We start from the raw sequence: 1,877 nt of genomic DNA on the forward strand, positions 1-1,877 counted from the left end.
GCTCGCGGTGCCGCTGCCGCCGCTGCCGCCCCTCGCGGGCGTCAGCCTCGGCGCGGCGGCAGCCGGCATCCGCTATGCGGGCCGCACCGACGTGATGATGGCCGAGCTGGCGGCGGGCACTACCGTCGCCGGCGTCTTCACCCGCAACAAATGCCCCGGCGCGCCGGTCGACTGGTGCCGCGCCGCACTGCCGGCGGGACGGGCGCGGCTGCTGGTCGTCAATGCCGGCAACGCCAACGTCTTCACCGGCCGCGCGGGCCGCGAGGCCTGCGTCGCCACGGCCAAGGCGGCGGCGCAACTCGCCGGCTGCCCGGCAAAGCACGTCTATCTGGGCTCCACCGGCGTGATCGGCGAGGTGCTGCCCCATGCGCGGCTGATCGCGGCGCTGCCGGCGCTGCATGCCGCCCTCTCACCCGACGGGTGGGAGGCGGCGGCGCGCGGCATCATGACCACCGACACCTTCCCCAAGGCCGCGACGCGCACGGCGCGGATCGGCGGGACGGAGGTGCGTATCACCGGCATCGCCAAGGGCAGCGGCATGATCGCGCCCGATCTGGCGACCATGCTCTGCTACGTGTTCACCGACGCGAAATTGCCGGCCGAGGTGTTGCAGCGGCTGCTGTCACGCGGGGTCGCCAAGACCTTCAACTGCACGACGGTGGACAGCGACACCTCCACCTCCGACACGGTCCTGCTGTTCGCGACCGGGCAGGCGCGCCATCCGCGGATCACGGCGGCGGCCGGCGGCGCGCTGCGCGACTTCGCCCATGCCCTCGATGCGGTGCTGCACGACCTCGCGCTGATGGTCGTGCGCGACGGCGAGGGCGCGCAGAAGCTGGTGCAGATCGACCTGACGGGCGCGACCACCGCGCGCTCGGCGAAGCGGATCGCCCTGGCGGTCGCCAATTCGCCGCTGGTCAAGACGGCGATCGCCGGCGAGGACGCCAACTGGGGCCGCATCGTGATGGCCGTGGGCAAGGCCGGGGAGCCGGCCGACCGCGACCGTCTGTCGATCGCGGTCGGCGGCGTGTGGATGGCCCGCGACGGCGGCGTCGTGCCGGGATACGACGAGACGCCGGTCGTCGCCCACATGCGGGGGCGCGAGATCGAGATCGTCATCGATCTCGGGCTCGGTCGTGGTCAGGCGCGGGTTTGGACCTGCGACCTGACGCACGGCTATATCGACATCAACGGCAGTTACCGATCGTGAACGGCTCCCGCGGCGGCGGCGCCGTGGGACCCGTTCGCCGGCCCATCGCCCGCGTGTCCGTGGACCGTATGGCCGGAGGCATGGCCGCCGGCCCGATGGCGCGCCTCGGCCGCCGCCTCGCGGTAGTAGCGGACGATGTAGACACGTACTGCGCTGGTGCGGCTGCCTGACGGCGCGGCACGTTCGATCCGGCGGATCAGCTCGCCGATATCGGTGTCCTCGTGCTCGCAGATCTCCGCCAGCGCCTCCCACAGTTCCGGCTCCAGGCGCATGCTGGTGCGTCCGCGACCGGCGACGACGTTGCGGTTGACGAGCCGGCTCTCGCGCGCGCCGCCCGGGGTCCCGTCCTCTGACCTCATCATGTACACGTCCAATGGCCTCCCGTTACTCGATTGGCGGGCTTACGAACGGGCCGGACGTACGGATGCAGGCGGGGCGTACAAATGCAGGCAGGACGTACAAACGTGATCGCCCCGACCGCATCCGATCGGACATTACAGGGCTGCAACCTACCGTTCAGGTGGCGGGCTGCGGCGAAAGGTGCCCGCCACCATTGGTCATCACCTATCAGACACATCCCACGCGTGCAGGGCGCCCGGGGGCGCGGCACGCCACCGCGTCAGGCGTCGTGACCGGCCGGACAGGGCGCGCCGGCGGGCGCGGTCGG

The 1,877-nt window shown here is 72.0% G+C and carries 2 protein-coding genes; one reads left to right on the forward strand and one right to left on the reverse strand.

The window, feature by feature from the left end:
* Window positions 1-1,210 (forward strand): bifunctional glutamate N-acetyltransferase/amino-acid acetyltransferase ArgJ (gene argJ, locus B8460_RS11945; protein ID WP_241771175.1); only part of this gene is annotated, 1,210 nt, incomplete at its 5' end.
* Here argJ and B8460_RS11950 read toward each other — a convergent pair.
* The gene (locus B8460_RS11950) at window positions 1,198-1,569 is read right to left on the reverse strand and encodes a ribbon-helix-helix domain-containing protein (RefSeq protein ID WP_206742649.1); all 372 of its coding nucleotides are present in this window, start codon (window positions 1,567-1,569) and stop codon (window positions 1,198-1,200) included. The genes argJ and B8460_RS11950 overlap by 13 nt on opposite strands.
* Between the last annotated feature and the right edge of the window lie 308 nt (window positions 1,570-1,877).

Source organism: Acidisphaera rubrifaciens HS-AP3, assembly GCF_000964365.1.
Taxonomy (GTDB): Bacteria; Pseudomonadota; Alphaproteobacteria; order Acetobacterales; family Acetobacteraceae; genus Acidisphaera; species Acidisphaera rubrifaciens.

Coding starts and splice junctions, on each gene's coding strand:
- B8460_RS11950 (WP_206742649.1), bottom strand. CDS start 1,569: ATGAGGTCAGAGGACGGGACCCCGGGCGGCGCGCGCGAGAGCCGGCTC.